At 53.9% G+C, this 4,816-nt stretch carries 5 protein-coding genes and 1 pseudogene; 3 read left to right on the top strand and 3 right to left on the bottom strand.

Translation table 11 applies throughout. The annotated features are described in order from the left end of the window. Window positions 1-29: 29 nt before the first annotated feature. Both M8370_RS22805 and pcoE read right to left on the bottom strand, forming a co-directional pair. Entirely contained in the window at window positions 30-1,055 is a 1,026-nt protein-coding gene (locus tag M8370_RS22805) for a TerC/Alx family metal homeostasis membrane protein (protein ID WP_014833633.1), read from the bottom strand. Between the two features lie 446 nt (window positions 1,056-1,501). Further along, window positions 1,502-1,936 (bottom strand): copper resistance system metallochaperone PcoE, encoded by a 435-nt coding sequence (gene pcoE, locus M8370_RS22800; protein ID WP_000723069.1) that lies wholly within the window; start codon window positions 1,934-1,936, stop codon window positions 1,502-1,504. A gap of 413 nt (window positions 1,937-2,349) precedes the next feature. On the opposite strand from pcoE, the gene tnpA reads away from it, so the two are divergent. The 3 genes from tnpA to tnpC are packed head-to-tail and all read left to right on the top strand — an operon-like array spanning window position 2,350 to window position 4,659. Then, entirely contained in the window at window positions 2,350-2,727 is a 378-nt protein-coding gene (gene tnpA / locus M8370_RS22795; RefSeq protein ID WP_004114613.1) for an IS66-like element accessory protein TnpA, read from the top strand. After that, window positions 2,724-3,071 carry an IS66 family insertion sequence element accessory protein TnpB gene (gene tnpB, locus M8370_RS22790; protein WP_004114612.1) on the top strand — a complete coding sequence of 116 codons (348 nt, stop codon included), beginning with the start codon at window positions 2,724-2,726 and terminating at the stop codon, window positions 3,069-3,071. Before tnpA ends, tnpB begins: the two co-directional genes overlap by 4 nt. Window positions 3,072-3,120: 49 nt before the next feature. Further along, window positions 3,121-4,659: an IS66 family transposase gene (tnpC, locus tag M8370_RS22785; protein ID WP_227113558.1), complete on the top strand. Its 1,539-nt coding sequence runs from the start codon at window positions 3,121-3,123 to the stop codon at window positions 4,657-4,659. Between the two features lie 42 nt (window positions 4,660-4,701). Here the strand turns inward: tnpC and M8370_RS22780 are convergent. Beyond that, window positions 4,702-4,816: pseudogene (locus M8370_RS22780) on the bottom strand (IS1-like element transposase); the annotation flags it as partial.

The following is a 4,816-nucleotide window of genomic DNA, read 5'->3' as shown; positions in this document are numbered from 1 at the left end:
CCCACAGGGAGAGGGAGAAGAGCGTTGCATCAGGCCTCACGTTTCCCAGGGAACATCACGCTCGCAATAATCCCCAGCGCCAGCACGCCTAATACCACGAACAGACTGGTCGTCGCGCCAATGCTGTAGCCGTGATGCCAGAAGTGATCTGTTGCATTCAACCCGAGCTTGAACGCCACGAAGAACAGCAGCAGGACCACCGCCTTCTCCAGGTGAACCAGATACTGCTTCAGCGCTTCCAGTACGAAATAGAGCGTACGCAGGCCGAGGATGGCAAACATCATGGCGCTGTAGATAATCAGCGGCTCGCGGCTGACGGCGATAATGGCCGGTACGGAGTCAAACGCGAACATCACATCAGACAGCTCCACGACCGCCACGCAAAGTAATAATGGCGTCGCGTAACGTTTCGCTTTTTTGACGCGCCCAACCATTACGTCCTGGTTTTCTGGTTTTTCCAGCTCCGCATCGACCTCTTTCTGGGTCAGAATAAAGGCGTGGCTGCTGATTTTCGGCCAGACAGGATAGAAGCGTTTCACCAGGCGATAGGCCAGGTGTCCGGAGTAATCTTCAACCTCGTCGCTCTCTTCGTTGCGCCTGAGCATCATCACCGCCGTCCAGCCAACGACCAGCGCAAAAATAACCTCCACGTACGGCCCCAGACTCAGCAGGCTGGTCCCAATGGCCACGAAGATACCGCGGAAGACAATCGCCCCCAGCACACCCCAGTAGAGTACGCGGTGACGGTACTTATCCGGCACGCCGAACCAGGCAAAAATCGCCATCATCACAAACAGGTTATCGACCGAGAGCACCTCTTCCAGCGCGTAGCCGGTGAGGAACAGGCTCGCCATCTCGGCACCGTGGTGAACATACAGGAACCCGGCAAACGCCATCGCCATCGAGAACCAGAAAACGGACCACATCGCGGCACTTTTCAGCGAGACAGGCTTATCGTGACGGTGCATGAAGAGGTCGATAAACATCGCCCCGACAGCCATCACCACAAAGACAACAACGGTTTCCGTCGGGAAACCGAGATGAGCAGCAGACATACACAACCCTTTTGTAGAGGCAAAACACAAAAACCATGCAGACTGGCATATGCCAGCAGAGAAAAAGAGTGGTGCCCTGGGCACATCACTCTGAAAAGTAAAAGTTTAAACGTTCTTTTCGGCTGTGTAGAGACATTAAAGTTGTATCCTTTAACCTGAAAAAGACTTTAAAGTTGTAAAGTTTTAAAAAAACACATACAAAACATGATGCTAAGTGTGTATCACACGCTGTTCCAACATTATGCCTTGATGTTCTTGCAGGAACTGCAATTTACAGGAGGAAAAAGGTGTTTTTGTAGTTATCTGGCGTTACGTGACAGTGTTGGTCAGATACTTCCACCTCTTCAGAGTTAAAGTTTGATATATGGGAAAAAAAACGCTCCCGGACGGGAGCGTAAGCCAGTGACTTCGGCGTCAAATGAGGGTCTAACAAGTGGAGCTGCGGGTTAATTCTGGGTGATCTGACTGCGATGCTTATCAGCCTGCTGCTGGTGAACAACGGAAGACTGACCATTATTCGCCTTCTCATGTACAGCTGCGGCCTTCTCATGCTCGCTCATTTCAGAAAATGACTTTGCTGTTTCGTTGGTAGCTCCGGGTTTAGCTTTCATCATTTTTTTATGCATTTCAGCCATGTCCTGGTGGGCAGCAGAATTGCTGTTTTGCATCATGTCATGGGACATTGCGGCCTGATCGTGACTGCTCATATCCATCATTGTCATGCTGTCTCCCTGAATTGCACTTTTTTCAGCAGATGACTGCATCTGGTGGGCAGGTGCCTGTGCATTATTTACCTGGTCATGCATGTTCATTGTCTCTGCAGCCATGGCAGATGAAGCGGCAGCCATAATGGCAACAAATGATACGAGAATCTTTTTCATGGTTGGGTCTCCGGTGTTTACATACCCAAACAATCAATGGCTTATAACAGAGAAAGCAGTTGATCTCAGGGCGGGTTAATCATCACTCCAGGAACCAGGTGATTGTGTTATCACGCTGCTCCTGATTTATGAATAATTATAAAAAACCGCCTCTGTTTATCGCGTGACTGAATGATGACAATTTTGTCACCTTCCAGGTTTCTCCTGAACAACGGGATTAATCCATTAACAGGCGCACTTTGAACACAATTTCACGCCCCTGCTGTTCTGCTGACAGCTCGCCGCCGTGAGCATGAATGATCGACCTTGTAATTGATAATCGTAAGCGTACAGCGTGAACCGTCTGGTCATAATCTGAAGCATCCGACAAAGTGGTGTCCACCAAATAAGTAGTGGGAACCAAAGTGTCAGATATGCAGAAAAATATGACTCCCGGCAGGCGTAAAGGCTGCCCTAATTATTCTCCTGAGTTTAAACAGCAACTCGTTGCTGCCTCCTGCGAACCCGGGATATCCATCTCAAAACTGGCGCTTGAAAATGGCATTAATGCCAATCTGCTCTTTAAATGGCGCCAGCAGTGGCGCGAGGGAAAGCTGCTATTACCTTCCTCTGAGAGTCCTCAGTTACTTCCTGTGACTCTCGATGCCACCGCCGTACAACCAGAACCGCCCGCTGAGGACTCAGAGCTCAGCATCTGCTGTGAGGTAACGTTCCGGCACGGGACACTCCGCCTCAACGGCACTGTCAGCGAAAAGCTTCTGACTCTGCTGATACAGGAACTGAAGCGATGATCCCGCTACCAACAGGCACCAAAATCTGGCTGGTTGCCGGTATTACCGATATGAGAAACGGCTTCAACGGGCTGGCTGCAAAAGTGCAGACGGCGCTGAAAGACGAACCGATGTCCGGCCATGTCTTCATCTTCCGGGGCCGCAGCGGCAGTCAGGTTAAACTTCTGTGGTCCACCGGCGACGGGCTGTGCCTGCTGACCAAACGGCTGGAGCGCGGGCGCTTCGCCTGGCCGTCAGCTCGCGATGGCAAAGTGTTCCTGACCCCGGCGCAGCTGGCAATGCTGCTGGAAGGCATCGACTGGCGACAGCCGAAGCGGTTGCTGACCTCCCTGACCATGCTGTAGGCTTCTTTATCCTGGTTGTCGCAGAATAAGCCTGGTAAAATGCTGGCTTATGAATGACATCTCTTCTGACGACATCCTTCTGCTGAAACAGCGCCTTGCCGAACAGGAAGCGCTGAACCGTGCCCTGCTGGAAAAGCTGGCAGACCGGGAGCGCGAAATAGACCATCTGCAGACGCAGCTGGATAAACTTCGCCGGATGAACTTCGGCAGCCGTTCCGAAAAAGTCTCCCGCCGTATCGCACAAATGGAAGCCGATCTGAACCGGCTTCAGAAAGAGAGCGATACGCTGACCGGTCGGGTGGATGACCCGGCAGTACAGCGCACTCTGCGTCAGACCCGCACCCGCAAACCGTTCCCCGAATCACTCCCCCGCGATGAAAAACGCCTGCGGCCAGCGGGTTCCTGCTGCCCGGAGTGTGGTGGTGCGCTGAGTTACCTGGGTGAGGATGCCGCTGAACAGCTGGAGCTGATGCGCAGCGCCTTCCGGGTGATCCGGACCGTACGGGAAAAACATGCCTGCACAAAATGTGATGCCATCGTGCAGGCCCCCGCGCCTTCGCGCCCCATTGAGCGGGGTATCGCCGGACCGGGGCTGATGGCCCGCGTGCTGACCTCAAAGTATGCAGAGCACACACCGCTGTATCGTCAGTCTGAAATATACGGTCGCCAGGGCGTGGAACTGAGCCGTTCACTGCTGTCGGGCTGGGTGGATGCATGCTGCCGGCTGCTGTCCCCGCTGGAGGAGGCGCTTCAGGACTATGTCCTGACTGACGGTAAACTCCATGCCGATGATACCCCGGTCCAGGTGCTGTTGCCGGGCAATAAGAAGACGAAGACCGGGCGGTTGTGGACGTATGTTCGTGATGACCGCAACGCCGGGTCAGCGCTGGCACCGGCGGTGTGGTTCGCCTACAGCCCCGACAGAAAAGGCATCCATCCGCAGACCCATCTTGCGGGGTTCAGCGGTGTGCTACAGGCGGATGCGTACGCCGGGTTCAACGAGCTGTACCGCGATGGCCGGATAACGGAAGCCGCCTGCTGGGCTCACGCCCGCCGTAAAATCCACGATGTGCACGTTCGCACGCCGTCAGCCCTGACGGAGGAAGCCCTGAAGCGTATCGGCGAACTGTATGCCGTGGAGGCGGAAATAAGAGGAATGCTGGCGGAACAACGGCTTGCTGAACGTCAGCGGAAAACGAAACCGCTGCTTAGTACCCTGGAAAGCTGGTTGCGTGAAAAAATGAAAACGCTGTCGCGACACTCGGAGCTGGCAAAGGCGTTCACGTACACCCTGAACCAGTGGCCGGCCCTGACGTACTATGCAGAAAACGGCTGGGCCGAAGCCGATAATAACATCGCTGAAAATGCGCTGCGGATGGTCAGTCTGGGTCGTAAAAACTGGTTGTTCTTCGGCTCAGACCACGGTGGTGAGCGGGGAGCGTTGCTGTACAGTCTGATCGGGACGTGCAAACTGAACGGCGTGGATCCAGAAAGCTACCTTCGCCATGTCCTTGACGTCATAGCTGACTGGCCGGTCAACCGGGTCAGCGAGCTGCTACCCTGGCGCATCACACTGCCAACTGAATAACACATCCCCGTCAATACGGTTCTCGCTGTACGCTTACGAGTTTTTTAAGTGTCGTAAAATCGTGTTGAGGCCAATGCCCATAATGCGTGCACTGGCGCGACATCCGACGCCATTCATGGCCATATCAATAATTTTCTGGTGTGTACCGGGCTGAGAG

Origin of the sequence: Enterobacter cloacae complex sp. OE43NF (genome assembly GCF_023544405.1) — a bacterium.
GTDB lineage: Bacteria > Pseudomonadota > Gammaproteobacteria > Enterobacterales > Enterobacteriaceae > Enterobacter > Enterobacter cloacae.
The sequence above is the reverse complement of the archived record's forward strand: the minus strand, read 5'-3'. Positions and strand labels throughout refer to the sequence as shown.